Raw genomic sequence first — 24310 nt, forward strand, 5'->3', positions numbered from 1 at the left:
CCCTGTGCAACGGTGACGCAGAGCGTCACGGGATGCATTACCACGCAGAGCGTGGGAACGATCAATGGCGAGCGATCAAGGCAATCCCCGTTGCCGAACGCGAACAAGACCCGACCACTGGTACCACCAGTTTGCCGCCGCTCTACCCCAAGTAACCCCCGAGCCTGCTCGTTCCCACGCTCTGCGTGGGAATGCCGCCCCGGACGCTCCGCGTCCTGGTTTTACGCCCTGTGCAACGGTGACGCAGAGCGTCACGGGATGCATTACCACGCAGAGCGTGGGAACGATCAATGGCGAGCGATCAAGGCAATCCCCGTTGCCGAACGCGAACAAGACCCGACCACTGATACCACCAGTTTGCCGCCGCTCTACCCCAAGTAACCCCCGAGCCTGCTCGTTCCCACGCTCTGCGTGGGAATGCCGCCCCGGACGCTCCGCGTCCTGGTTTTACGCCCTGTGCAACGGTGACGCAGAGCGTCACGGGATGCATTACCACGCAGAGCGTGGGAACGATCAATGGCGAGCGATCAAGGCAATCCCCGTGGCCGAACGCGAACAAGACCCGACCACTGATACCACCAGTTTGCTGCCGCTCTACCCCAAGTAACCCAGCCTCAACCAACACCACAAAACCCCTGTGGGAGCTAGCTTGCCTGCGATGGCGTTGTAACAGGCGGCAGATGTGCTGGCTGATACTCCGCCATCGCAGGCAAGCCAGCTCCCACAGTTGATCTGCATCGCCTGCTCGGACGCCTGCTTGCACTCAGTGATTACGACGCGGCACCTTCCATTCCCGATGGGGGAACTTGTACAGATAGTTCAGGTTATCCATATCGAACCGGCCATCCTCCTTGCCGGGGCCACCGAAGAAGCTGATGCCGATATCCAGCTTGCGTAGCAATTTTGGCCGTGTGAGTAGCTCCTTGGCCGCATGGTGGGCCTCGGGTGAGAACGTCCTGTCGGTGGCGATCAGGCCGGCGGCTTCTTTCAACTCATTGAAGTTCACATAGCTGTCTGTCGCCCCTGCGGCGAATTCGCGGAAGTGATCGCGGATCAACCCTATTAGTTGCCGGTCACTCACGCTTGCGTACGGGCGCAGGTCCGGGGCGCTGGCCTGGGTTTGAGTGCTTCGTGCCTGACGATGGTTAGCTTGGGTTGAGCGACTTTCAGCATCCAGTTGCTCTGGTAGAGCGGTGAAAGCGCTAGTGGAAGGTGGGTTTACTGAAAAAGACATGGTGGGCCTCTGATTCATTCAGGGGTTGATTGAGAAATCCACGTTGTGCGTGGTCGCCACTCGCCCTGTGGTTCCACTTCGTTCGTCACGCCCGCTCGACATGCATTGTTAAAGGCCAGCAATCCATATCCCTTTAATTTGCAGGACGTTTCCTAGACAATCCTTTGGCCTTGCGCCTGCTCATTTCGCTGGCTAGCCTTCGCTTCGTCGCTGCAAATCAGCGATCGGGAGTGAGATCCCGTTATCAGCAGGCGCACTGCGCTACAACCGTCAATGGCGGCTGTGTGCGGGCAGACTTCGGTCTGGCCGGGTCCTGTTTTCCGGTATCTCACCCCGCACATAGCTGCCACCTTTTGACGTGTGAGATCGGCAAAAGAATGGCTCCCAATCCAAGCAGGAGCTTTATCCATGAACAAACTTATCCCCGACCCACCCTTTCCGATTTTCGTCGCCCACGAAGACCTGAGTTTCGAAGACGCTATCGCCAGCATCTCCTCGCTACTCCGTTGCGCCGCCACCACCGCCACCGAAACCGCCGAGGGCCTCAAAGGCACCCGGCGCGACATGGCCTGTTCCACCGCTCACCTGATCGACATGGCCCGCACCCTCGCCGACCGTGCGCTGGATTGCCTGCAACCCAACCCCACTAACACCCCATAACCCCTGTGGGAGGGGGCTTGCCCCCGATGGCGGTGGTTCAGTGCCAGGGATGCTGGCTGACCCAGCGCCATCGAGGGCAAGTCCTCTCCCACATTTGACCTGCGTCGCCTGGAGCAGCAGGTACGCAGAACAGGTAAACTCCCCTCCTTTTCATCTTCTCCACGGAGTTCGCCTTGCGTCTGTTTCATACCTCCGACTGGCACTTGGGCCAAAACCTCCACGGCCAGGAACGCGACTTCGAACACGCCTGTTTCCTTGAGTGGCTGCTGGGCCAACTCAAGGCACAGCGCCCGGACGTGCTGTTGATCGCCGGCGATATCTTCGACACGGTCAACCCGCCGCTCAAGGCCCAGGAGCGCTTGTATGACTTCATCATCAGCGCCCACGAACAACAGCCGACACTGACCATTGTGATGATTGCCGGCAACCATGACTCCGGTTCGCGCATTGAGCTGCCTGCGCCTCTGATGCGCCGCTTGCGCACCCATGCCCTGGGCCGAGTGCTGTGGCTGGATGACGGGCAACTGGATGCCGACCGCCTGCTGATCCCGCTGCCCAATGCCAAAGGCAAGATCGCCGCCTGGTGCCTGGCGCTGCCCTTCCTGCGCCCGGCGGAAGTCACCGGCGCACAGCTGGGCGATGATTACCTGCGCGGCATCGGCCAAGTGCATGAATGGCTGATCGCGGCCGCCAATGCCAAGCGCAACAAAGGCCAGGCGTTGATAGCCATCAGCCATGCGCACATGGCCGGTGGGTCGGTATCCGAAGACTCCGAACGCAGCCTGATCATCGGCAATGCCGAGGCGCTGCCCGCCACACTGTTCGACCGAAGCGTGGCATATGTGGCCCTCGGCCATTTGCACAAGCCGCAAAAGGTCAATGGCGAGGAGCGCATTCGCTACAGCGGCTCGCCAATCCCCCTGTCGTTCTCCGAAATCGGCTACAAGCACCAGATTCTCGACGTGACGTTCCAGGGCGAACGGCTGGTGGGCTGTGAACCGATCCTGATTCCCCGCTCCGTCAACCTGCAACGCCTGGAAGCTGCGCCCCTGGCCGATATTCTCAAGCAACTGGGTGAACTGCCCGACATCGACCTGCTCGCCGAAACCCAGCGCCACCCTTGGTTGGAAGTGCGCGTGCGCCTCGACGAGCCGCAACCGGACCTGCGCCAGCAGATCGAAACCGCGTTGCAAGGCAAGGCCGTGCGCCTGGTGCGGATCGCCGCCGACTATGCCGGCACACGCGGCAGCGCAGAGGCAGACGATGCGCAACTGATCGAACTCGACCAGCTCACGCCCCAGGAGTTGTTCAGCCGCGCCTGGCAGGACAGCTACGGCAGTGACGTGGATGAACAGACCTTGAAGGACTTCGCCGTGCTGCTCCAGGAAGTGCAACAGGAGGGCGAACAGCCATGAAGATCCTCGCCATCCGCTTGAAAAACCTCGCCTCCCTGGCGGGCCCGTTCGAAATCGACTTTACCGCCGAGCCCCTGGCCAGTGCTGGCCTGTTCGCCATCACCGGGCCGACTGGCGCGGGGAAAAGCACCCTGCTCGATGCGTTGTGCCTGGCGCTGTTTGGCGCGGTACCGCGCCTGGGTGATACCGGCCAGGCCAAAATGCCGGATGCCGACACGGACATTTCCATCGGCGACCCGCGCACCCTGATTCGCCGCGGCACTGGCGGCGGCTATGCCGAGGTGGATTTTGTCGGTGTCAGTGGCCGTCGCTACCGCGCCCGCTGGGAAGCCAACCGCGCCCGCGACAAGGCCAGCGGCAAGTTACAGAACAGCCGGCAAAGCCTGATCGACCTGGACAGCGACCAACTGCTGGCCAGCCAGAAAACCGAATACAAGACCCAGCTGGAATTGGCCCTGGGCCTGAACTTCGAACAGTTCACCCGTGCGGTGCTGCTGGCGCAAAGCGAGTTCAGCGCCTTCCTCAAGGCCAATGACAATGAGCGCAGCGAACTGCTGGAAAAGCTCACCGACACCGCGCTCTACACCCAGCTCGGCCGCCGTGCGTTCGACAAGGCCAAAGAGGCCAAGGACGCCCACAAACAGCTACAGGACCAAGCCACCGGCGTGGTGCCCCTGGCCCCCGAAGCCCGCGCCGAGCTGGATCAACAGTTGGCCCAAGCCCAGCAGCAGCTCAAGAGCCAGCAAGCCCAGCTCAAGCAGCTGGAGTTGCAGCACACCTGGCTCAAGGAGCTGCGTGAATGGCAGGAGCGCCATCAGCATGCTGTGGAGCAACTGCAACGCGACGAGCAGACCTGGGCCGACCAAGGTCAGCAACGCCAGGACCTGAGCCTTCTGGAGCAGTTAGCACCGCAACGCCATCACTTCCTGCGCCAGGCAGAACTCGCCACCTTGCTGACGCCCCTGGCGGCACAGATTGCCCAGCACCTCGAGCAACAAACCGCCCTGCACACCCGCCAGGAACAGGCGCAACACCAGCAAGTGGCCGCCCAGGCAGCACTGGCCGAGGCCCTGAAACACCAGGCCGACGCCGCGCCCCTGCTGCGCCAGGCCATCGAAGAGCAAAACACCCTCGCCCACGTGAGCCGCGAACTGGCCAAGCGCAACGAGGAAAAACACCAGCACGAAAGCGCCTGCACCGAAGGCCAGGCCCTGCTCGACGGTTTGCAACACACGCAGGCCCAAGGCACCGAGCGCCTGCAACGCCTAGCCACCGAGCTTGAGCACAGCGCCGCCCTCGCGCCGCTGAGCGATGCCTGGAACGCCTACCGTGACCGCCTGCAACAGTTGGTGTTGATCGGCAATCGCCTCAACCAAGGCCAGGCCGAGCTGGGGCAGCTCGAACAGCGCGCCAGCGCCGCCATTGAACAGTTCACCCAACAGCGCGAAGCCCTGGATTTGCTCTACCACGAGGCCGGTGCCGAACCGCACGCGGTGGCCGAACAAATCCAGTTACTGGCCAGCCTGCTGCAAGACAATCGCAAGCAACAGCGCGCCTTCGAAGACCTGGCCCGCTTGTGGGACAGCCAGCAACAGTTGGATCAACAGGCCTCTGCGCTCACGCAAAGGCTCGCCGAGGCCGCGCAAAAACGCGAACAACTGAACCAGACCGGCCTGCAAACCAAGGCCGAACTCACCGTTGCCGAACAAACCCTGACGGTGACCAAGCAACTGCTTGAGCGCCAACGCCTGGCCCGCAGTGCCAGCGTCGAGGAATTACGCGAGCAGTTGCAGGATGACCAACCCTGCCCGGTGTGCGGTAGCCACGAACACCCCTATCACCAGCCCGAGGCTCTGCTACAGAGCCTGGGTCGCCATGATGAAAGTGAAGAGGCGGCTGCGCAGAAAGCCGTCGACAGCCTCAAGGAACAACTTACCGAACTGCGCGGTGAAGTGGGCGGCCTGATCGCTCAGCAAAAAGAGTTCCTGCAACAACAGGAACAGTTGGCCATGCAGCAGCAGAGTTTGGCACCGAGCCTGCAAGCCCACCCACTGTCGGCCTCGCTGCTCGCCCAGGACGCCGCCAAGCGCAGCCCTTGGCTGGCCCAGCAATTGGCCCAATTGACCCAAAGCATCAGCCAGGACGAACAACGCCAAGGCGCCCTGCTCAACCTGCAACAGAACGCCGGGCGCTTGCAGCAACAATTGCAAGCGGCCCAGGACGCCAGCCAGCAAGCCCGGCAATTGCTGGTGGACCAACAACGGCAACTGGCCGGCGACCGCGAACGCCTGGAGGCGGAACTCAGCGCCTTCGCCAGCCTGTTGCCCAGCGAAACGCTGGAAGGCTTGCGCAGCGCGCCTGCGGCGACCTTCATGCAGCTCGACCAGCAGGTCAGCCAGCGCCTTGAGCAGTTGGGCCATCAACGCGATGAGCAGGCCGAGCAGCAGGAGCGCCAACAGGCCATCGAGAAACAACACACTCACCAACAGCATCGTCAGCAGCAACTCGACGCCTTGAATCTGCAAGTCGCCGAGCTGGCCGACCAGCAACACGCCGTCCAGGAAAAACTCCGCGCCTTGCTAGGGGACCACCCCAGCGCCGAGCAGTGGCAACAGCAGCTGGAGCAAGCCGTCACGCAGTCGCGCCAAAGCGAGACGGACGCCAACCAGGAACTGCACGCCGTGCACACGGCCCAGGTACAGCTGGCCGCCGACCTCAAGGCCCAACAGCACCACCAGCAGGCATTGGAGGCGGAGCAGCAAGCCCTTGCGACACGCATCGGCGAATGGCGCGCCCTGCACCCAGACCTGGATGATCAGGGCCTGGCACGCCTGTTGGCCCTTGATGAAGCCCAGGTCGCGCAGTTGCGCCAGCACCTGCACAGCAGCGAAAAGGCCGTCGAGCAAGCCAAGGTTCTGCTGCACGAGCGCGAACAGCGCCTGGCCGAACACCAGGCCCTGCACAATGGCAACCTGGAGGCCGAGCAGTTGGCCGCCACCCTGGCAACGCTTGAGCAACAATTGCTCGAGGGTGAGAAACACTGCGCCGAACTGCGCGCACGCCAGTCCGAAGACCAGCGCCGCCAGAATGCCAACCAGGCCCTGGCCGAACAGATTGCCAAGGCTTACGAGCAGTGGCAGCGCTGGGCACGCCTGAATGCGCTGATCGGCTCGGCCACCGGCGACACCTTCCGCAAGATCGCCCAGGCCTACAACCTCGACTTGCTGGTGCACCATGCCAACGTGCAACTGCGCCAACTGGTGCGCCGCTACCGGCTTAAACGCGGCGGCAGCATGCTGGGGCTGCTGGTGATGGACACAGAGATGGGCGATGAACTGCGCTCGGTGCATTCCCTGTCCGGTGGCGAAACCTTCCTGGTGTCGTTGGCACTGGCGTTGGGGCTGGCCTCGATGGCGTCGAGCACCTTGAAGATCGAGTCGCTGTTTATCGACGAAGGTTTTGGCAGCCTTGATCCGGAGTCCTTGCAATTGGCGATGGACGCTCTGGATGGTTTGCAGGCCCAGGGTCGCAAGGTGGCGGTGATCTCCCACGTACAGGAAATGCATGAACGCATCCCGGTGCAGATCCAGGTAAAGCGCCAGGGCAATGGCCTGAGCACGTTGGAGGTCAAATGAGCGAAGCGCTGCTTTATTCGTTCCGGCGCTGCCCCTATGCAATGCGCGCGCGACTGGCGCTGCGTTATTCCGGCGTTGCGGTGAGCATCGTCGAAGTCAGCCTGAAAGCCAAGCCGGCCGAGATGCTCGCGCTGTCGCCCAAGGGCACGGTGCCGGTGTTGAGCGTCGAAGGGCGAGTGATCGAAGAAAGCCTGGAGATCATGCAGTGGGCGCTGGCCCAGCACGACCCCGAAAACTGGCGGCTACAGGGCGATCCGGCGGTGTATGCGCTGATTGAAGAAAATGACCAGGTGTTCAAACATCATTTGAATCGATACAAGTACGCCGAGCGCTACCCGGAGCAACCGATGGAACACTATCGGGCCGAGGGCGAGGTGTTCTTGCGCAAGCTGGAAGATTTGCTGGCAGACCGTGAGTATCTACTCGCCGATCACCTGAGCTTGGCAGATGCAGCGCTGGCGCCGTTTGTGCGCCAGTTTGCCCATGTGAATCGGGAGTGGTTTGCGGGCACGCCCTATCGGCGTTTGCAGGCCTGGTTACAGCGGTTTCTGGATTCACCGTTGTTTATAGCAGTGATGGCAAAACCCTGAGGCCATTCCAATGTGGGAGCTGGCTTGCCTGCTCCCACATTGGACCGTGGCTCAGTGCTGGGTCTTGTGATCCAGCGCCGCATAGAAATTGGCGCTCTGTTGCAGGTATTTCTGGGTATAGGCCGTGACATTGGATTTTTTGCCGGTGACTTCCACGCTGGCGGCGGCAGGCAATGCCACGGTGGCGGAAACAGCAGAAGCAGCAATGATCGAGAAGAGATTGAAATTCATGGCGGTAACCCTTGTGTGCGTTTGGTTGGGTGGCCTGGGAAGGCCTTGGAACCCAACTTACGCCCGAGGGTTGAACCTTAGAAATGCTTTGAAACAGTAGCCGTTATCACTGCGATTAATACAAAGGCTCAGGCCCCGCAGTGCGGGGCCTGTGGCTTATTGACGCACCAGGAACTTGAGGTCACTGGGGGCATCAATCGGCAATTTCTGCACGGTTTTACCCAGCAGGCCGGTCTTGGGGTCGCGCTCGACGACGACAATTTCATTGCTTTTCTGGTTGGCGATCAGCAGGAATTTGCCGCTAGGGTCGAGGCTGAACTCACGCGGATGGTCGCCTTCGACAGAGCGGCGCTGGATTTCCTTGAGGTGCGCGGTGGCCGGGTCGATGCTGAACACCAGCATCTGATTGGCCGTGCCACGGTTGCTCACGTACAGGAATTTGCCGTCGTTTGACGCATGCAACGCCGCACCGGCTTTGTCGGACACCGGTTGGCCGGCGGCATAGTCGAGCAACTGGGTTTGCGTCAGCTTGCCGTCGTTGTAATCGAACACGGCTACCTGGGCGCTCATCTCAGTGGTCAGCCAGGCGTGCTTGCCGTCCGCGCTGAACAGCAAGTGACGCGGGCCGCTGCCCGGTGGCAACTGCACCGACGCCGGGTCGGCCGCCGTCAGTGGCAGCTCATGATTGGCCTTGGGGTCGTAGCGGTAGGCAAACACCTTGTCCGCCCCCAGGTCCTGCACAAATACATACTTGCCGTCCGGCGACGACACTACCGAATGCACATGATTGGACGCCTGGCGCTCCGGGTTCACACGGCTGGCCGGGTGCCCGCTCAACTGCACCGGTGCCGACAGCTTGCCGCTGGCATCCACCGGCAGGATCGCGAGGCTGCCACCCGGGTCTTCCACCACCGAGTAGTTGGCGACGAACAGGTAGCGCCCATCGGCGGCCACACTGGAATGGGTCGGCTCATTGCCCAGGCTCTGCACCTGGTTGATCAGGGTCAACTGGTGGTTCTGGGGGTCGATGCTATAGCTGCTGACACGCCCCACCGGGTCTTCCTGGCCGGGGCCGTTTTCATTGACCACAAACAACTGCTTCTGGTCTTTGGAAATCGTCAGCCAGGAAGGGTTGGCGGTTTTCGCCGCCAGCACCGGCTTGCCGCTGAACTGCCCGGTGCTACTGTCGAATTGCAGGCGGTAGATCCCTTCACTGGTGCCGGCCGTATAGCTGCCGACCAACAGTTCATGGATATCGGCCGGTGCGGCCTGCACCGACATCGCACCGACACTGCCTGCCATCAGCAGGGGCCAGAATTTACGCATCATCTGCTTCGTCCTCGTCGTTATTGTTGTCGCCCTGGATGGCGCTCAAGCAGACCAGACGGTGTTCACCGTCGTCGTTGATCAGCAACCAGCTTTGCAAGCTCTCGTCAAAGGTAGCCGCCTCCAACTGTTCTGGACTGAAGGTCCAGCGCTTGAGTTCCCGGCCATCCATGCTTTGGATCTGCAGTTGCTGATCAAGCTCGAAGTCAAAGGCGTGCAGCCCATTGATGATCAGCATATCGCTGGTAGCAAGGACGCGAGTCAGGGTGTCGGCAGTCATGGCAGTCAATCATTTTGGGGAAAGCCGCAATGATAGCCCAGGCTGTAGCCTAGAGGTTGAACACCGCACCCATGTGGGAGCGATGTGTGGGAGCCGGGCTTGCCCGCGATGCAGATGCCGAGGTGTATCAGTGACACCGCGGCGATGCTATCGCAGGCAAGCCCGCTCCCACACAAGCCCGATCTCGCCATTTGGGAGCAGGATCAGTGCGCGAACAACGAGTTGCCCTTCTGCCCTGCCAGCTTCTCAGGCTTGATCAGGAATCGCGCCAGCGCCGGCAACAGCCACAGCGCGCCGAACATGTTCCACAGCAACATGAAGGTCAACATCAACCCCATGTCGGCCTGGAACTTGATGGCCGAGAAGATCCAGGTGCACACGCCGATGGCCAGGCACAGGCCGGTAAACAGCACGGCCTTGCCGGTGGATTTCAGCGTCTGGTAGTACGCCTCTTGTAGCGGCAGGCCGGCGCGCAGGAAGCTTTCCAGGCGGCTGTAGATGTAGATGCCGTAGTCCACGCCAATCCCCACACCCAGGGCCACCACCGGCAAGGTCGCGACCTTGACGCCAATGCCCATGAACGCCATCAGTGCGTTGCCCAGTACCGAGGTCAGCACCAGCGGCAACACGATGCACAGGGTCGCCGCCCAGGAGCGGAAGGTGATCATGCACATGGTCGCCACGCACAGGTACACCAGGATCAGGATGATCAGCTCCGACTCCTTGATCACCTCGTTGGTGGCCGCTTCGATCCCGGCATTACCCGCTGCGAGGATGAATTCCAGGCCGTCCTTGTTGTTTTCCTTCGCGAAGTCCTGCACCGCATGCACGGCACGGTCGAGGGTTTCGGCCTTGTGGTCGTTGAGGAACACCAACACTGGCGCCAGGGAGCAATTGTTGTTGTACAAGCCATCGGCACGGGCGATGGAGTTGTTCAGCACATCCGGGTTGCGCGATAGGGTTTCCCATTTCAGGTTGCCCTCGTTCATGCCCTTGATCATTTGCTTGGACACGGTCACCAACGAGATCGCCGACTGCACGCCCTCGGTGTTCTGCATCTTCCACATCAACTGGTCGATGGGCGCCATGGCTTCATAGCGCGAGCAGCCTTCGGCCTTGGTCTTGACCATCACCACCAGCACGTCGGAGCTGGTGGAGTAATTGTTGATGATGAAGTTGTTGTCCTTGTTGTAGCGCGAATCCGGGCGCAATTCCGGTGCGCCTTGGTCCAGGTCGCCGATCTTCAGGTTCTGGCTGTACCAGAGGCCACCACCAAAGGCGATCAAGGCGAGGAACACCGACACCGGCGCGACTTTCGGGCTGGCAAATTTGGACAGTAGGCGCCAGAAGCTGTGTTCGCGGTTCGCGTCTTTCTTGCTCTTGGCGATGGCACGCTTGCTGATGCCCACGTAGGAAATCGCGACCGGCAGCAGGATCAGGTTGGTGAACACGATCACCGCCACGCCGATGGACGCGCCAATAGCCAGTTCGCGGATCACGCCGATGTCGATGATCAGCAGCGTGATGAAGCCCACCGCATCCGCCAGAATGGCGATCATCCCCGGCAGGAACAGTTGCCGGAAGGTGCGCCGCGCAGCGGTCAGGGCGTTGTCTGCCTCGCTGGATTGCAGGGCAATGCCGTTGATCTTTTGCACGCCATGGGAAATGCCAATGGCGAAGATCAGGAACGGCACCAGCATTGAATACGGGTCCAGTCCGAAACCGAAGAAGTGCATCAGCCCGAGTTGCCAGACCACCGCCACCAATGTCGTGCTCAACACCGCGATGGTGCTGCGCAGGCAGTTGGTGAACCACAGCAGCAGAATCAGGGTGATGACGAACGCAACGCCGAAGAACAGCACCACCATCACCAGGCCATCGATCAGGTCGCCGACCTTTTTGGCAAAGCCGACAATATGAATCTTGACGTTGGGGTTCTGGGTTTCGAACTTGTCGCGGATCTTGTCTTCCAGTTCATGGGAGAACTTGCGGTAGTCCAGGGCCAGCAACTTGCCCTGGTCCTGCGGGTCCGGGTAGGACTCCAACAGCGGGATATCAACGATGCTCGACTTGAAGTCATTGGCCACCAGCCGCCCGACCTGGCCGGACTTGAGCACGTTATTGCGCAACTGGTCGAGGCTCTGCGGCGAACCGTTGTAGCTCTGCGGGATCACTTCCCCGCCGGCAAACCCTTCTTCGGTCACCTCGGTCCAGCGCACGCTGGGGCTCCACAGCGACTTGAGGCCCGAGCGGTCCACACCAGAGATGTAGAACACCTCGTCGTGGATCTGGCGCAGGGTCTCCATGTACTCCTTAGTGAAGATGTCGCCGTCCTTGGCCTCTACCGAAATACGCACGGTGTTGCCCAGGTTGGCTAGGTCGTTGCGGTGCTCCATCATCTTTTCAATGAAGGGGTGCTTGAGGGGGATCATCTTTTCAAAGCTGGTGGACGGGCGAATCAAGGTCGCCTGCCAGAACAGGAAGAGGCTCACCAGCAGGCAGATGACGATCACCGCCGGGCGATTGTTGAAGATCAGACGCTCAAGAAAGGTCGCTTTATCGTTGTGATGACTGCTCATTGGATCCCCGCCTTCTTATTATTTTGAGAGCTCTGCGCCGGCCGATGTGGCAACCCGCACGCCACCCTGCCCCGCGAGGACCAAATTGCCATTGCCTGCTGCCGTGACCGCTGAGAGTGAAATGCGGTCCGGGCGATTGAACACACTGAAGGTCTGGCCGTCGTCATGGCTGACCACCACGCTGCCGCCGTTGCCGACCACAACAATGGAACCGTCCTCCAGCAAGGTCGCCCCCGACAGGCCAAACTCCAACGCGCCACGCGCCGCGTTCAACTGGACCTGCTCCCAGGTGCTGCCGAAATCGGTGGAGCGGTAGAGGTTGCCGCGCAGCCCATACGCCAGCAGGGTTTGCGGCTGTGCGGTGCTGATCACGCCAAACAGCGAACCCTCGTAGGGGCCTTCGAGTTTTTCCCAGGTCTGGCCGTCGTCGCTTGAGCGAAACATGCTGCCTTGCTCACCGACAATAAACAGGCCGGCGCCCTTGATCTGGGCGATGGCGTTGAGGTGGTACTGGTCTTCGTTGTCGAGACGCTCGCTGACATCGTTCCAGGTTTTGCCGCCGTCGGTGGTTTCGATCAGCGCACCGTAGGCGCCCACGGCCAGGCCGTGGTTGGCGTCGTTGAACCACACATCGAGCAACGGTGCTTCGCGCTTGAGGTCTTGATATTGCTGGGTCCACGTGGCGCCGCCATCGGTACTGGCAAGAATCTGCGCATCATGGCCGACGGCCCAGCCGTGCTGGTCATCGACGAAAAACACCGCCGTGAGCAGTTGCCGAGTGGGCACTTTGGCTTGGGTCCAGGTGTTGCCCTGGTCATCGGAATAGAGGATATGCCCACGATCACCGACCGCCACCAGGCGCTTGCCTGCGTGAACCACGTCGATCATCAAGCCTTTGACGGCCCTGGGGGATTCAATTGCAAAGACTGCGGCGGCGGGGGTATCGCTGGCAGCCAGAACCGGCAGCGACAATGCGCTGCCAGCAAGCAGCGAGAGCGCTGTGGCCAGCAACGCAACCCTGCGTGCGGCGCGTGGGCGGCAAACAACCCAACCCATGACAGGCTCACTCATAGACCTTTCTCCCATTTATTATTGTTAGGTCGTCTTCTGTTCCAGGACCTTGAAACCTGCAATCTAGAGCGCCTGGAGGAAGCAGGGGCCATCCTATCGGGCTTTGGAATCGTCTGACAATCGGCGCTACGTTATCTTTTGTTAACTGGCGGCGTTTGGCCATGTGCTGAATATAGCTACATCAGCTGAAATGATGGCCCCACGTGATCGTTCCCACGTTCCGCGTGGGAATGCATCCCCTGACGCTCTGCGTCCTCTCCGCGCAAACAGCGGGGCGCAGAGCGCCCCGGGCGGCATTCCCACGCGGAGCGTGGGAACGATCAGGAGAAATGAATTTTTATTCCATCTATTGAATTTGGTGAATTTTTATTCCATTAATGGCGTTCCTGAAAACAATAATCCAAAGGACCACGACGATGCGTGAACTCGGAATCGGCTTGATCGGCACAGGCTTCATGGGCCGCGCCCACGCGCTGGCGTTCAACAACGCTCGGGCGGTATTTGAACTGCCCGTGCAGCTCAAGCTGGCCGCCCTGGCCGATGCCGACACCGAACGCGCCCAGCGTTGCGCCAGCGCCTGGGGGTTTGCCCAGGCCCATGGCGACTGGCAAGCGTTGATCAATGACCCCAAGGTCGATGTCGTGGCTATCACCACCCCCAACCACTTGCATTACCCCATGGCCATGGCCGCGATTGCGGCGGGTAAAGCGGTGTATTGCGAGAAACCCCTGGCCGTCAGCCTTGAACAAGCCGACGCCATGCGCCGCGCCGCCCATACCGCCGGAGTGGTAACGCGGGTGGGTTACAACTACCAGCACAACCCGATGATCGTGTTGGCGCGGCAGATGATCGCCCAAGGCGAACTGGGCCAACTCATCAGCTTCCAGGGTGAGTTCAGCGAAGACTTCATGGCCGACCCGGCCTCCCCTTGGTCGTGGCGCTGCGAAGTGGAGCATGCTGGCGGCGCCCTGGCTGACCTGGGCAGCCATTTGCTGTCGATGGCCCGCTATCTGGTGGGCGAGGTCACTCATGTCTGTGCCGACACCCAGACCGTGCACGGCCAGCGCCCCGCCACCGCCGGCAGCCCAACCTCAAAAGCCATTGCCGTGGATGACCAGGTGCATGCCCTGTTGCGCTTCGCCAACGGCGCCCGTGGCACGGTGAGCAGCAGTTGGCTCAAGCACGGCTACAAAAACCATCTGAGTTTCGAGATCAGCGGCACCCAAGGCACGCTGGCGTTTGACCAGGAACGCTTGAATGAACTGCGCCTGTACCGCATCGGCCAGGACGGCTTCCAGCGCGTTCTGGCTGGCCCTGCCCTGCCCGGCTATGCGGCATTCAGCCCGGCGGCGGGGCACCAGTTGGGTTACAACGAATTGAAGACGTTGGAAGTGCACGAGTTGATCATGGCGCTGGCCGGCCAAGGGGCCCAGGGGACGGACTTTGAGGCGGCCTGGGAGGTGGAGCGGTTGGCGACGGCGATTCGAGTGGCCGCCCTTGAGGAACGCTGGGTGAAAGTGGGCACGGTTTAAACAGTGGGAGCGGGCTTGCTCGCGAATACGCTGTGTCAGTCGGCACATTCAGTGCCTGAACCGCCGCTTTCGCGAGCAAGCCCGCTCCCACATTTGGTCATCTGAACCATTCAATCAGCGCAAGGCCCGGCGCAGCACTTTGCCCACCGTGGTCTTGGGCAATTCCATGGTGCGGAACTCCACATATTTAGGCAGCTTGTACCCCGTCAGGTACTCTCGGCAGTGCGCAAGAATCTGCTCCTGTGTCAGGCTCGGGTCCTTGCGCACGACGATGATCTTGACTTTCTCCCCGGTCACCGCATCTTCCACACCAATGGCGGCCACTTCGGCGACCCCAGGGTGCATGGCCACCACGTCCTCGATTTCATTGGGGTACACGTTGAAGCCCGAGACCAGGATCATGTCCTTCTTGCGGTCCACCAGGCGGATATACCCGCGTGCGTCCATCACGCCGATATCCCCGGTAGACAGCCAGCCCTCGGCATCCAGCACCTCGGCGGTTTCCTTCGGCCGTTGCCAGTAGCCCTGCATCACTTGCGGGCCACGTACTTGCAACTCGCCTTGCTCGCCGATATCCGCCAGTTCGCCGTCTTCGCGCAAGAAGCGCACCCAGGTCGAGGGCAATGGAACGCCAATGCTGCCGGTGAATTCCATCTCGCGCATGCGGGAAATATCAATAGGGCTGATGCTCACCACGGGCGAGCATTCGGTCAGCCCGTAGCCTTCGATGATCGGCAGCCCGGTCACCTCTTTCCAGCGCTTGGCCACGGCGGTGTGGGTGGCCATGCCGCCAGCAATCACCAGGCGCAGGTCGGAAAAGTCCCGTGCACAGAACTCCTTGTTTTCCAGCAAGCCATTGAACAGCGTGTTCACCCCGGCGATGCCATTGAAGCGTTCCTTGCGCAGGATCATCTGCACGCGCTTCACGTCCCGAGGGTTGGCGATGAGGATATTGCGCCCGCCCAGGCACATGAACATCAGGCAGTTCACCGTCAGGGAGAAGATGTGGTACAGCGGCAGCAAGGTCACGTTGGTTTCCTGCTTGTGCAGGTTTAACTGATCACCGACCCAGGCCTTGGCTTGCAGCAGGTTGGCGATGATATTGCGGTGGCTGAGCATCACGCCCTTGGCATCACCGGTGGTGCCGCCGGTGTATTGCAGGAAGGCCAGTTCATCGCGGTGCAGGCTGACCGGTAAATGGTGCATGGCCCTGCCCTGTTTGAGCACTTGGTTGAAACGCAGCGAGCCGGGCAGCCTGAAGGCTGGTACCTGCTTCTGCACGCTGCGCAGGATGAAGTTCATTGCCGCGCCCTTGAAGGTGCCCAGCAAGTCACCGATCGCCGCGACCACCACACGCTTGACGCTGCTGCCAACCATGGCTTTTTCCAGGGTATGCGCGAAATTTTCGAAGATCACCACGGTTTCGGCACCACTGTCCTTGAGCAGGTGCTTGAGCTCGTGGGCGGTATACAACGGGTTGACGTTGACCACCACCGCCCCGGCCAGGATCGTGCCCAGCAGGCAGATCGGGTACTGCAAGCAGTTGGGCATCATCAGGGCCACGCGATCGCCCTTCTTCACGCCCTGGTCCTGCAGCCAGGCGGCAAAGGCAATGCCCTGGGTGCGCCAATCGGCATAGGTCATTTCAGTACCGATGCTGACGTAGGCCACCCGCTCACGGAATTTTTCCAGGTGCTCAAGGAACACTTCGCGCAACGAGGGGTAGTCCTCGATCCCGGCCTCTATATCCGCCGGCACGCCAGGCAGGTATGTGTTCAACCAGATGCGTTCGGTGTGTTCCAGGCTGATCGCGTTCATCGCAGTGTCCTTATTGTTGTTTTTGATAGCGCTACTTTTCGACGATGGCGGTGATGCCCAACCCACCCGCCGCGCAGATCGAGATCAGGCCGCGACCGCCACCGCGTTCATGGATAGCCTTGGCCAGCGCCGCCAGCTGCCGGCCACCGGTGGCCGCAAAGGGATGGCCGCAACCCAGTGAGCCGCCGTTGACGTTCATCTTGGCCCGGTCGATGGCGCCCAGGGGGGCGTCAAGGCCGAGTCGCTCGCGGCAATACTGCGGGTCTTCCCAGGCCTTGAGCGTGCACAGCACCTGGGCGGCGAACGCTTCGTGGATCTCGAAGAAATCGAAGTCGGCAAACCTCAAGCCTTCCCGAGCAAGCATGCGTGGCACGGCGTAAGCCGGCGCCATCAGCAGGCCCTCGGTGCCGTCGACAAAATTCACCGCAGCCGTTTCGCCCGTGCGCAAGTAGGCCAACACCGGCCAGCCATGGGCGGCGGCCCATTCTTCACTGGCCAGCAGCACCACCGAGGCGCCATCGGTCAGGGGCGTGGAGTTGCCGGCGGTGAGCGTGCCGTTCTGGCGGTCGAAGGCCGGCGACAAGCCGGCGAGCTTTTCCAGGCTGATATCGGCACGCAGGTTGTTGTCACGGGCCAAGCCGCGGTGGGGGCTGATCAGGTCGTCGAAGAAGCCGCGTTGATAGGCCGCATCCAGGCGCTGGTGGCTGGTGAGGGTCAGCTCGTCCTGGGCCAGGCGCTTGATCTGCCAGCGCTTGGCCATTTCTTCGCAGTGCTCGCCCATGGACAGCCCGGTGCGCGGCTCGCCATTGCGCGGCAGCAATGGTTTGAACAGCATCGATGGGCGCACTTTCATCAAGGCCTTGAGCTTGTCGCCCAGGCTTTTGGCGCGATTGGCCGCGAGCAAGGTATGGCGCAAGGATTCGTTGATGCCAATGGGCGCGTCGGAGGTGGTGTCGGCACCACCGGCAACGCCCACTTCGATCTGGCCGAGGGCGATTTTATTCGCCACCAGCAGCGCAGCTTCAAGCCCTGTGCCACAGGCTTGTTGCACATCATAGGCAGGGGTTTGCGCAGACAACGTGGTGGACAACAGCGCCTCGCGGGCCAGGTTGAAATCCCGCGAGTGCTTGATCACCGCTCCGGCAGCAAACTCACCCAGGCGTTGGCCGTGCAGGTTGTAGCGCTCCACCAATCCTTGCAGGGCGGCGACCAGCAGGTCCTGGTTACTGTCGTGGGCATACACCGTGTTGGAGCGCGCAAATGGAATACGGTTGCCGCCGATAATCGCCACGCGGCGGGTCGGGGCCGGGGTAAAACTGTAGTCACTCATTGCTGACTCTCTTTCCAAATGAATAGCCCGCGCATATGGGGCTTGTCCCCGACAAAATTGCGCACTTCGAACTCGCGCCGTGGCCCGCTCGCCGGGTGGCGCCACAGGGCGACCTGGCCGGGCAGGAAGATCGGCAATTTGAAGTCGCAATGTGCCTCGGCCTGGTCCAGGCCACCGGGCGGCTGTTGCGCTGCCAATGCGCGGCCCAGGGTCCACATGCCATGGGCGATGGCGCGACGAAAGCCGAAGAGCCTGGCACCGATGACCGACGTGTGAATGGGATTGAAATCCCCCGAGACCTTGGCAAAGCGTCGCCCCAGGTCGGCGGGCAGTACCCAGCGCTGGGTGCGTAACAGGCCGTCTTCCTGTAGTGGCAGAGGGTCATTCCAGGGTTCACCCACCGGATTGCTGACGTCACGGCGCAAATACAGGCTATCGCTTTCCCACACCAGGGTTTCCTGGCTGTAGGCACGGGTAGCAATGCTCAACGCCTGCCCTTTGAGATGGGCCACCCAGCGCTCGCAATACACCTCCAGGCGCAACGCCTGGCCCTCGTGCAAGCGCTGGTGCTGACGAATACGATTGGCCAGGTGCACCATGCCACTGGCCGGGTAGGGAAAGCTTGGCCGAGTCAGCAGCATGAGGTGCAGTGGGAACGCCAGCACATGGGGATAGGACAATGGCACGCCCTGCTCGCGACGAAAACCACACGCCCGTGAGTAAGCGGCGATACCGGCCGACGAAAGCTCCACCGCGCTGCGCACCAGGCGTGCGGTGGGCAATGGCGGCGCACCGTCGGGCTTGGGTTTGCGCAAGGCGCGCAGGCCGTCGAGCAACAACTGCGTGCGCGACGGCGGTGGGTCGATGATCTGTGTCACGTAGTCCATCGGTCAGGCTCCCAACAGGCTTTGGCCGCACACCCGCACCACCTGGCCAGTGACGCCGCCCGACGCCGGATGCGCCAGCCAGGCGATGGTCTCGGCCACGTCGATGGGTTGCCCGCCCTGGGACAACGAATTCATGCGCCGCCCCGCTTCGCGGATCATCAGCGGGATCTTCGCGGTCATCTGGGTCTCGATAAAGCCGGGTGCCACCGCGTTCACCGTGACCTGCCGGGCTGCCGCACGCGGCGCCAGGCCCTGTACCAGGCCGATCACCCCGGCCTTGGACGTGGCGTAGTTGCTCTGCCCCAGGTTGCCGGCGATACCGGAAATCGACGACACGCACACAATGCGCCCACCAGGGTTCAAACCCTGACTGTCGAGCAAAGCCTCACTGAGCTGCCACGGCGCTTCGAGATTGACCGCCAGGACACTGCGCCAGGCGGCCTCGGTCATTTTGGCGATGGTCTTGTCGCGGGTGATGCCGGCGTTGTGCACCACCACATCAAAGGCGCCGTATTGGCTGACGTGGGTTTGCAACAGTGAGGCGGTGTCGGCGGCGGTGATATCCAGGGGCAACGCCGAACCGCTCACGCTGGTCGCCGCCTGCTGCAAGGCTTCCTGGGCCTGGGGCACGTCCACACACACCACATGGGCACCGTCGCGCGCCAGCACCTGGGCAATCGCCAGGCCGATGCCACGGGAGGCGCCGGTGACCAGGGCACGTTTGCCGGCAAAGGGTTTGTCCCAGTTGATGGCGGCGTGGTCATCGACCGGTTTTTCCAGGCGCACCACCTGCCCCGAGACATAGGCGGAGCGGCGCGACAGGAAAAACCCCAGGCTGCTGTCCAGCGCGTCTTCCTCGCCCGGCGCCACGTACAGCAGTTGCACGGTAATCGCGCGGCGCAGTTCCTTGGCCAGCGACCGCACCAAGCCTTCAAGGGCGCGTTGGGCGATGGCCTGGGGCAAGTCGTCGCAATGCTCGGGTGCCGTGCCGAGTACCACCACCCGGCCATGCTGGCCGAGGCGCTTGGCGTTGCTGTGAAAGAACAGGTAGAGCTCATCCAGCTGCTGCAGGTCGGTCACGCCGCTGGCGTCGAACACCGCGCCTTGCACCTTGACCGTGGACGGTGCCTTGAGCGTCGCCGGGCTCGCGGCGACGGTGTCGGTGGCGCTGAACACGCGCTGCACCGAGGCCACCAGCCGCCCTGCCCCGGCGATGATCACAGGATTAGCCAGGCCGGCCTGGCCGCTGCGATGCCGTTGCAGGGGCAAGGGTTGCGGCAAGCCGACCGCCTGGGCCAGACGCCGGCCCCAGGGGGAATTGACGAACGAAAGGTAGCTGTCACTCATAGAGGGTTCCACTCACAACACAATGGCTGTCTTGTAAACCCGATCGAATGGGGGAGCTGGCTTGCCTGCGATGCCGACGACTCGGTGTATCAGTCAAACCGAGGTGATGCCATCGCAGGCAAGCCAGCTCCCACAGGTGGACCGGGTTTCTCTTAATTGACCGGAGCGCTGCGCCGTTTGGCCACCGGCTCGAGCGCCTGCTTACGCTGCTGCAGGGCCTCCAGCAAACCAAAGTCCTGGGGAAAGTCGTCCACCTGGATACCGTGGTCGGCGTATTCCACATAGCGCGCCAGCAAGGCGTCTTCGTCGTCGCTGATCAAATCCAGCGCCCGCGCCTTCACGCGCCAGTCGGTGAAGGCCGTGGCAGAGATCGGCAGCGGACCGAGCAAACCTTGCTTGATGGCGGGCTTGAGCCGCGCCTCGATCAGCTCCACTTGGGGCAGCAAACGGAAACCCAATTCGCCGTAGGCCAGCTTGTCGACTTCCGGACGGGGAATGTAGGAGTTGGCCAGCAAACGGTCGCGGGTTTCGCCAGGGGTCTGCACCACCTCCGCCACCTGCGCCAACAGGCGATCCGACGGTTTGCGCTGCGGGATGCCAAACGGAAAACTCAACGCACGCACCACTGCTGCTGCGGGCTTTGAAGGGTAGTTGTCGAGCACTTCGGCCAAGGCTTCGTGGGCGCGCAACAAGGCGTCCTGGGCCGCCCAGTGCACCAGCGGCAAGTCCGCCTGGGGCCTGCCGTCATCCTCGAAGCGCTTGAGCACGCAAGACAGGATGTACAACTGCGACAAAATATCCCCCAGGCGCCCGGTAATACTTTCCTTGCGCTTGAGGGCACCGCCCAGCACGCCCATGGAAATATCCGAGATCAGCGCCAGCACCACCGACAGCCGATTGGCCTGGCGGTAGTAGGCAGCCAGCGCCGAGTCGGTCTTGGCCGGGGCCGCAATCAGGCGTCCGCCGGTCAGGGCATGCACCGCTGCGCGTACGGTGTTGGCCACGACAAAACTCACATGGCCAAACATTGCGCTGTCGAAGTCTTCCAGGGCCTTGCGCCGGTCGGGGTTGTGCGCCGCTTCCATCTCGCGGAACACGTAGGGATGGCAACGAATCAAGCCCTGGCCAAAGATGATCAGGCAGCGGGTCATGATGTTCGCACCCTCCACCGTAATGGCGATGGGGCTTTGCTGGTAGGCACGGGCGAGGAAGTTATTGGGGCCCATGCAGATGCCTTTGCCGGCGACGATGTCCATGCCGTCGTTGACGATGATGCGCGCCCGCTCGGTGACGTGGTACTTGGCAATGGCCGAGATCACCGACGGTTTCTCGCCGGCGTCCAGGGATGCCACCGACACCTTGCGCACCGCATCACAGGCATACAGATGCCCGGCCATGCGCGCCAGCGGCGCCTGTACACCTTCGAACTTGCCGATGGGCAGGCCGAATTGCTTGCGCATCGCCGCATAGGCTGTGGTACCGCGCACCGCCACTTTACCCAGGCCGACGTTGGCCGATGGCAGGGAAATCGCCCGGCCTGCCGCCAGGCATTCCATCAACATGCGCCAGCCGTTGCCGATTTGTTCGCGACCACCGATCACCCACTCCAAGGGAATGAACACATCCTTGCCGGTAGTAGGACCGTTCTGGAAAACCGCATTCAACGGCCAGTGACGCCGGCCGCTGTTTACCCCTGGGTGGGAGGTGGGGATCAACGCACAGGTAATGCCCAGGGAACCAGGCGCGCCAAGCAAGCCCTGCGGGTCTTCGGCGCGGAACGCCAGGCCCAGCACCGTGGCAATCGGGCCGAGGGTGATGTAGCGCTTGTCCCAGGTCACTTTGAAACCCAGTACTTCCTCGCCCTCATGCATGCCTTTGCAGACGATGCCCAGGTCAGGGATCGCGCCGGCATCGGAGCCGGCATACGGGCTGGTCAGGGCGAAACACGGAATATCGTCACCGCGTGCCAGGCGCGGCAGGTAGTAGTTGCGCTGAGCGTCGGTGCCGTAATGCAGCAGCAGCTCGGCCGGGCCCAGGGAGTTGGGCACCATCACCGAAATGGCTGCCGCCGAGCAACGTGTCGACAGCTTCATCACCACCTGGGAATGGGCGTAGTGGGAGAAGCCTTTGCCGCCGTACTGCTTGGGAATGATCATGCCGAGGAACCCGGCCTCCTTGGTGTACTGCCAGCCCTCGGGGGACATGTCCTGCCAGACTTGCGTGGTTTCCCAGTCGTTGGCGATGTCGCACAGGGTTTCGACTTCGTTGTCGAGGAAAGCTTGCTCCTCGGCGCTCAGGCTGGCCGGCGCGGCTTGCAGCAGGCGCTGCCAGTCGGGTTTGCCGCTGAACAGCTCGGCATCCCACCACACCGTGCCGGACTCGATGGCCGCACGCTCGGTATCGGACATCGCCGGCATGATTGTACGAAACAGGCCCAAGGCCTTGGTAGTCAGCAGCTTGCGGCGCAGGGGTTTGATTGCCAGCACCAAGGCGGGCACCACCACCAATACCGCCGCCAGGGTAATGCCCGGCACGGCCACCGCGTTGAACAGATAACCCGCCGCTAACCAGACCAGGCCAGCGCCCAGCCAGAGGGTGGCGGCGGCTTGTCGATACGCCAGGGCAATCGCGGCGGCGAGACCCACCAATAACCAGATAAGCATGGGGATACCTCTACTTGATTCAGGGCGTAAAACCACACTACAAACTTCAAATCATAAATTCAAATAATGTTTTGAAATTTTTATTTAGTATGTTGACGAAAAAAAATCAGGCTGAACGACTCAGCCTTGTGGAATAAGGAACCAGAACAGCCTAAACAGCCCCTGCAGGGTCTCCAGGTGCACTGGGAACCCTGCTCGACAACTGCTCCACGTGCCCTTTAGAACTTGTAGGTAGCCGACAGACTGACCACATCACCTGAAGATTCGGCTTTGCCGTCCAGTTGGGCGGCTCCGAGACGATCAACGTTCTTGGTCTTCAGATTGACCTTCTGGACGAATTGGTGCGAATACGCGGCATCCACTGACAGACCAGGCACAGCCTTGATGTCATAACCGGCACCAAACGCCAAGAAATAGCGGTCGCCGTCGGGGATCCGGGGGTCACGCGTGGAGTTACGGGTAGGTGTCTGGTCGTAAGCTACACCGGCACGCAGGGTAAGTTCGTCAGTGGCTTTATAGTCGCCACCGATCGAGGTCATCCAGGCGTTCTTGTAGTTGTACGGGATGGCAACAATAGTCGAGCCTTGCGACTTGAGTGTCAGGTCTTTGAACGAAGACCATTCAGTCCACTGGGCGCTGACACCTAATGTCCAGCGATCATTGAACTGGTGGACCCAGTCAATCGCCGCAGTAGCCGGAATATCCAACTGAGTGCTGGCATGCGCCCCGTCCGGGAAAAGCTTCAGCCCCGGATACGCCATTTCAACCAATGTTTCGCCGTTCGGTCCAATAGGATTGGTCATCGCGTTGCGACCGATAGCATCCGTATAGACATTGTATTTGCCGGTCATCTTGTTTTTGATTTTGGCGTGATAGTTCAAGCCCAGTGTGTCTTGCGCCGTCGGCTTCCATACCACACCGCCAAACCAACCGACCGAGATATTATCGACTTTCACACGCATCAACGAATGCCCTACACCGGTCGGAAAGCCGGTCCCGCCGAGTCCGGGAGAGACGTCCGCCGCTGCCAGCAAGTCGACGTTCTGGCTGACAAATCCCTGGCTGCGTTGGACGATGGCGCCACCGCCGACCGAAAACTGGTCATTGACCTTGAACGACAGTGAGCCTGTCAGGCCAACGGTCTCAATTTTGGTGTCGACTGCAAAATCCCGCAGTTTGGAGTCTTCGTTCCAAGTTGTTCTCATGCCCTGGGGGACCACCTGGCTCAAGCCAAACGCAAAGCGGTCGCCGATGGGGATCACCAGGAAACCGGTTGGCAGCCACGCGGTAAAGCCACCTTGCCCCCCGTTATTGTTATTGAGCGTCGGATCGCCCATGCTGCCCTGATCATCCAATACCGGCGTATTGGTCACAGGATTACCGTTGTGGTCAAAAGCCTGACCCGAATATTTGATCTTGACCCGGGCATAATCGACAGTCTGCTGCGCGATAGTTGAATCGATGAACGCCATGGCCGCCGGGTTGTTGTACGCGGCACTGGGGTCGTTCTTGAACAATGAACCGCCGCCAAACGCGCGGCCCCAGCCAGGCGCACCGTAGGTTGGCGTGGAGAAGCCGCCCGCCTGCACATGTCCCGTGGTCATCAAACCTCCCAACAGCGCCAACCCCAGTAACGTGTGAGCGTGTTGTTTCTTATTATTCATGCGCTGCTCCTTATTATTATTTCGCCCGGCCCCTGCCGGTGGGTCGTG

20 protein-coding genes are annotated in these 24310 nt (G+C 61.4%); 8 read left to right on the plus strand and 12 right to left on the minus strand.

Annotated features, from left to right (window positions below; translation table 11 throughout):
* Nucleotides 1-32: 32 nt before the first annotated feature.
* The 3 genes from JMV15_RS28575 (at nt 33) to JMV15_RS28585 (ending at nt 607) form a co-directional block, all read left to right on the plus strand.
* Complete coding sequence (locus JMV15_RS28575; protein ID WP_268968796.1) at nt 33-155, plus strand: hypothetical protein; 123 nt, start codon at nt 33-35, stop codon at nt 153-155.
* Between the two features lie 103 nt (nt 156-258).
* Nucleotides 259-381, plus strand: a complete 123-nt coding sequence (locus JMV15_RS28580; RefSeq protein WP_020301527.1) for a hypothetical protein — start codon at nt 259-261, stop codon at nt 379-381.
* A gap of 103 nt (nt 382-484) precedes the next feature.
* A complete protein-coding gene (locus JMV15_RS28585; protein ID WP_256200700.1) occupies nt 485-607 on the plus strand; it encodes a hypothetical protein in 123 nt (40 codons plus the stop codon).
* 156 nt (nt 608-763) lie between these two features.
* On the opposite strand, the gene JMV15_RS09305 is transcribed toward JMV15_RS28585, so the two are convergent.
* Nucleotides 764-1234 (minus strand): hypothetical protein, encoded by a 471-nt coding sequence (locus JMV15_RS09305; protein WP_172832667.1) that lies wholly within the window; start codon nt 1232-1234, stop codon nt 764-766.
* A 408-nt stretch (nt 1235-1642) separates the two neighbouring features.
* On the opposite strand from JMV15_RS09305, the gene JMV15_RS09310 reads away from it, so the two are divergent.
* The 4 genes from JMV15_RS09310 (at nt 1643) to JMV15_RS09325 (ending at nt 7534) form a co-directional block, all read left to right on the plus strand.
* Nucleotides 1643-1894, plus strand: coding sequence for a DUF6124 family protein (locus tag JMV15_RS09310; RefSeq protein WP_014718308.1), 252 nt, complete (start codon nt 1643-1645; stop codon nt 1892-1894).
* A 173-nt stretch (nt 1895-2067) separates the two neighbouring features.
* Nucleotides 2068-3309: an exonuclease SbcCD subunit D C-terminal domain-containing protein gene (locus JMV15_RS09315; RefSeq protein WP_014718307.1), complete on the plus strand. Its 1242-nt coding sequence runs from the start codon at nt 2068-2070 to the stop codon at nt 3307-3309.
* Nucleotides 3306-6944 (plus strand): AAA family ATPase, encoded by a 3639-nt coding sequence (locus tag JMV15_RS09320; RefSeq protein WP_019820204.1) that lies wholly within the window; start codon nt 3306-3308, stop codon nt 6942-6944. The genes JMV15_RS09315 and JMV15_RS09320 overlap by 4 nt, the downstream gene beginning before the upstream one ends.
* On the plus strand, nt 6941-7534 hold the full coding sequence (locus JMV15_RS09325; protein ID WP_019820206.1) for a glutathione S-transferase: 594 nt from the start codon (nt 6941-6943) through the stop codon (nt 7532-7534). The genes JMV15_RS09320 and JMV15_RS09325 overlap by 4 nt, the downstream gene beginning before the upstream one ends.
* A 51-nt stretch (nt 7535-7585) precedes the next feature.
* On the opposite strand, the gene JMV15_RS09330 is transcribed toward JMV15_RS09325, so the two are convergent.
* From JMV15_RS09330 to JMV15_RS09350, 5 genes are all read right to left on the minus strand, one after another.
* Nucleotides 7586-7765 carry a hypothetical protein gene (locus JMV15_RS09330; RefSeq protein ID WP_003190784.1) on the minus strand — a complete coding sequence of 60 codons (180 nt, stop codon included), beginning with the start codon at nt 7763-7765 and terminating at the stop codon, nt 7586-7588.
* Between the two features lie 156 nt (nt 7766-7921).
* A complete protein-coding gene (locus JMV15_RS09335; protein WP_019820208.1) occupies nt 7922-9094 on the minus strand; it encodes a lactonase family protein in 1173 nt (390 codons plus the stop codon).
* The gene (locus tag JMV15_RS09340) at nt 9084-9371 is read right to left on the minus strand and encodes a DUF5629 family protein (protein ID WP_014718303.1); all 288 of its coding nucleotides are present in this window, start codon (nt 9369-9371) and stop codon (nt 9084-9086) included. Before JMV15_RS09340 ends, JMV15_RS09335 begins: the two co-directional genes overlap by 11 nt.
* Nucleotides 9372-9574: 203 nt before the next feature.
* Entirely contained in the window at nt 9575-11950 is a 2376-nt protein-coding gene (locus JMV15_RS09345) for an efflux RND transporter permease subunit (protein ID WP_019820209.1), read from the minus strand.
* Between the two features lie 18 nt (nt 11951-11968).
* Complete coding sequence (locus tag JMV15_RS09350) at nt 11969-13006, minus strand: WD40/YVTN/BNR-like repeat-containing protein (protein WP_019820210.1); 1038 nt, start codon at nt 13004-13006, stop codon at nt 11969-11971.
* A gap of 431 nt (nt 13007-13437) precedes the next feature.
* Here JMV15_RS09350 and JMV15_RS09355 point away from each other — a divergent pair, with 431 nt between their 5' ends.
* Entirely contained in the window at nt 13438-14553 is a 1116-nt protein-coding gene (locus JMV15_RS09355) for a Gfo/Idh/MocA family protein (protein ID WP_069868436.1), read from the plus strand.
* 114 nt (nt 14554-14667) lie between these two features.
* Here JMV15_RS09355 and JMV15_RS09360 read toward each other — a convergent pair whose 3' ends face one another.
* The 6 genes from JMV15_RS09360 to JMV15_RS09385 form a co-directional block, all read right to left on the minus strand.
* Nucleotides 14668-16371 carry an AMP-binding protein gene (locus JMV15_RS09360; protein WP_014718299.1) on the minus strand — a complete coding sequence of 568 codons (1704 nt, stop codon included), beginning with the start codon at nt 16369-16371 and terminating at the stop codon, nt 14668-14670.
* 31 nt (nt 16372-16402) lie between these two features.
* Nucleotides 16403-17701: an acetyl-CoA C-acetyltransferase gene (locus JMV15_RS09365; RefSeq protein ID WP_019820212.1), complete on the minus strand. Its 1299-nt coding sequence runs from the start codon at nt 17699-17701 to the stop codon at nt 16403-16405.
* Nucleotides 17698-18588 (minus strand): MaoC/PaaZ C-terminal domain-containing protein, encoded by an 891-nt coding sequence (locus tag JMV15_RS09370; RefSeq protein WP_058410555.1) that lies wholly within the window; start codon nt 18586-18588, stop codon nt 17698-17700. The genes JMV15_RS09365 and JMV15_RS09370 overlap by 4 nt, the downstream gene beginning before the upstream one ends.
* Nucleotides 18589-18591: 3 nt before the next feature.
* A complete protein-coding gene (locus JMV15_RS09375; RefSeq protein WP_069868434.1) occupies nt 18592-19935 on the minus strand; it encodes a 3-oxoacyl-ACP reductase in 1344 nt (447 codons plus the stop codon).
* Between the two features lie 152 nt (nt 19936-20087).
* Nucleotides 20088-22598 carry an acyl-CoA dehydrogenase gene (locus tag JMV15_RS09380; protein WP_020301538.1) on the minus strand — a complete coding sequence of 837 codons (2511 nt, stop codon included), beginning with the start codon at nt 22596-22598 and terminating at the stop codon, nt 20088-20090.
* 218 nt (nt 22599-22816) lie between these two features.
* Nucleotides 22817-24262 (minus strand): outer membrane protein transport protein, encoded by a 1446-nt coding sequence (locus JMV15_RS09385; RefSeq protein WP_014718294.1) that lies wholly within the window; start codon nt 24260-24262, stop codon nt 22817-22819.
* Between the last annotated feature and the right edge of the window lie 48 nt (nt 24263-24310).

The sequence above is a fragment of the Pseudomonas paracarnis genome, from assembly GCF_904063055.1.
Lineage (GTDB): Bacteria > Pseudomonadota > Gammaproteobacteria > Pseudomonadales > Pseudomonadaceae > Aquipseudomonas > Aquipseudomonas paracarnis.

What these genes read in the sequence shown, in the direction of transcription:
- JMV15_RS28575 (WP_268968796.1), top strand. Translation starts at nt 33, where the DNA reads ATGCATTACCACGCAGAGCGTGGGAACGATCAATGGCGAGCGATCAAG.
- JMV15_RS28580 (WP_020301527.1), top strand. Translation starts at nt 259, where the DNA reads ATGCATTACCACGCAGAGCGTGGGAACGATCAATGGCGAGCGATCAAG.
- JMV15_RS28585 (WP_256200700.1), top strand. Translation starts at nt 485, where the DNA reads ATGCATTACCACGCAGAGCGTGGGAACGATCAATGGCGAGCGATCAAG.
- JMV15_RS09305 (WP_172832667.1), bottom strand. Translation starts at nt 1,234, where the DNA reads ATGTCTTTTTCAGTAAACCCACCTTCCACTAGCGCTTTCACCGCTCTA.
- JMV15_RS09310 (WP_014718308.1), top strand. Translation starts at nt 1,643, where the DNA reads ATGAACAAACTTATCCCCGACCCACCCTTTCCGATTTTCGTCGCCCAC.
- JMV15_RS09320 (WP_019820204.1), top strand. Translation starts at nt 3,306, where the DNA reads ATGAAGATCCTCGCCATCCGCTTGAAAAACCTCGCCTCCCTGGCGGGC.
- JMV15_RS09325 (WP_019820206.1), top strand. Translation starts at nt 6,941, where the DNA reads ATGAGCGAAGCGCTGCTTTATTCGTTCCGGCGCTGCCCCTATGCAATG.
- JMV15_RS09330 (WP_003190784.1), bottom strand. Translation starts at nt 7,765, where the DNA reads ATGAATTTCAATCTCTTCTCGATCATTGCTGCTTCTGCTGTTTCCGCC.
- JMV15_RS09335 (WP_019820208.1), bottom strand. Translation starts at nt 9,094, where the DNA reads ATGATGCGTAAATTCTGGCCCCTGCTGATGGCAGGCAGTGTCGGTGCG.
- JMV15_RS09340 (WP_014718303.1), bottom strand. Translation starts at nt 9,371, where the DNA reads ATGACTGCCGACACCCTGACTCGCGTCCTTGCTACCAGCGATATGCTG.
- JMV15_RS09345 (WP_019820209.1), bottom strand. Translation starts at nt 11,950, where the DNA reads ATGAGCAGTCATCACAACGATAAAGCGACCTTTCTTGAGCGTCTGATC.
- JMV15_RS09350 (WP_019820210.1), bottom strand. Translation starts at nt 13,006, where the DNA reads ATGGGTTGGGTTGTTTGCCGCCCACGCGCCGCACGCAGGGTTGCGTTG.
- JMV15_RS09355 (WP_069868436.1), top strand. Translation starts at nt 13,438, where the DNA reads ATGCGTGAACTCGGAATCGGCTTGATCGGCACAGGCTTCATGGGCCGC.
- JMV15_RS09360 (WP_014718299.1), bottom strand. Translation starts at nt 16,371, where the DNA reads ATGAACGCGATCAGCCTGGAACACACCGAACGCATCTGGTTGAACACA.
- JMV15_RS09365 (WP_019820212.1), bottom strand. Translation starts at nt 17,701, where the DNA reads ATGAGTGACTACAGTTTTACCCCGGCCCCGACCCGCCGCGTGGCGATT.
- JMV15_RS09370 (WP_058410555.1), bottom strand. Translation starts at nt 18,588, where the DNA reads ATGGACTACGTGACACAGATCATCGACCCACCGCCGTCGCGCACGCAG.
- JMV15_RS09375 (WP_069868434.1), bottom strand. Translation starts at nt 19,935, where the DNA reads ATGAGTGACAGCTACCTTTCGTTCGTCAATTCCCCCTGGGGCCGGCGT.
- JMV15_RS09380 (WP_020301538.1), bottom strand. Translation starts at nt 22,598, where the DNA reads ATGCTTATCTGGTTATTGGTGGGTCTCGCCGCCGCGATTGCCCTGGCG.
- JMV15_RS09385 (WP_014718294.1), bottom strand. Translation starts at nt 24,262, where the DNA reads ATGAATAATAAGAAACAACACGCTCACACGTTACTGGGGTTGGCGCTG.